The organism is Pontibacter toksunensis, from assembly GCF_042686245.1.
GTDB classification, from domain to species: domain Bacteria; phylum Bacteroidota; class Bacteroidia; order Cytophagales; family Hymenobacteraceae; genus Pontibacter; species Pontibacter toksunensis.
The window spans coordinates 1-926 of the sequence record NZ_JBHUOX010000094.1 but is presented as its reverse complement, the minus strand read 5'-3'; the positions used below and the strand labels follow the sequence as shown (position 1 = coordinate 926).

Below are 926 nucleotides of genomic sequence, written 5' to 3'. Positions count from 1 at the left end.
CAGGGCCGGGAAGTAAAGGGCTGTCCTTATCCTGCCGTTGCCTTTCTTGGATATCCTGGTCTTGCCCCTGACGCTGGTGCCGGACTCTCTTTCCACCACATCGAAGCCAGCGTAGCTGGTGAGCTGCTTGGCGTTGGTGATGAGAGCAAAGCCCTGGGTCTCCGCCAGTACAATGGCCAGGCTCATCATTCCCACTCCTTTGATGGTGAGAAGCCTGCTGACCTTCTCCTGCAGCCATTCCTCCTTTTGGAGCACAGCCTTTATCTGGGCCTCACACTTGGCTATCTCGGTGTCAAACTTCTTTATCATCTCCTTGTGAGACCTGATAACGAATGCCTGGGGCTCATGCGCCAAGAGCAGGGCGCTGAGCCTGTTGAGCAGCACTGTCCGCTCTTGCTTAAGGTCTGTGCAGTGTCTTGTCAGTTCCCGCAAGGCTTTAAAACAGGGGCCGGTGGTTGCCAAAGGGATAGCTGGCGCTCAGCCCCCAGCTGGGCAATGACTCTGGTGTCGATGCGGTCTGTCTTGCTTTTGACGTTGAGGCTCTTGCCGAAGTGCTTGACCTTGTTGGGGAGCACAACCGAGACAGCCTGTTTAAGCTTGTGCAGGTGATAGGCCAGGGGCTCATAGTAAACACCCGTGGCCTCCATCACAAAACTCACCGGCGAGGCACCAGTGGTTTGCTTGCGCGACCATTTGAGCAGTTGGTTGAAGCCCCTGGTGCTGTTCTCAAAGGTTGCCACCTGGGAGAAGCACAGGCCGGAGCTGGGGGAGAGTTTGCAAACGCAGGCGGTGAAGTTCTTTTTAGCGATGTCGATGCCCACGCACTGTCTTGTCATCTGTTCCATAGCATGAGTGGTTGAAGTAAGCGGCCTTCTTTCTCCCTCGTCTTGCCTTTTGTCTTACACTTGCTTATCCAAGGTGATAGC

Annotated in this window: 2 protein-coding genes; both read right to left on the bottom strand. The window is 55.1% G+C overall.

Annotated elements, in window-relative coordinates; translation table 11 throughout:
* A partial coding sequence (locus ACFS7Z_RS27270) for a transposase (protein WP_377492664.1) occupies positions 1 to 432 on the bottom strand: 432 nt, incomplete at its 3' end.
* Positions 420 to 836 (bottom strand): IS110 family transposase, encoded by a 417-nt coding sequence (locus tag ACFS7Z_RS27265; RefSeq protein ID WP_377492661.1) that lies wholly within the window; start codon positions 834 to 836, stop codon positions 420 to 422. The genes ACFS7Z_RS27265 and ACFS7Z_RS27270, both read right to left, overlap by 13 nt.
* Between the last annotated feature and the right edge of the window lie 90 nt (positions 837 to 926).

Coding starts and splice junctions, on each gene's coding strand:
- ACFS7Z_RS27265 (WP_377492661.1), bottom strand. CDS start 836: ATGACAAGACAGTGCGTGGGCATCGACATCGCTAAAAAGAACTTCACC.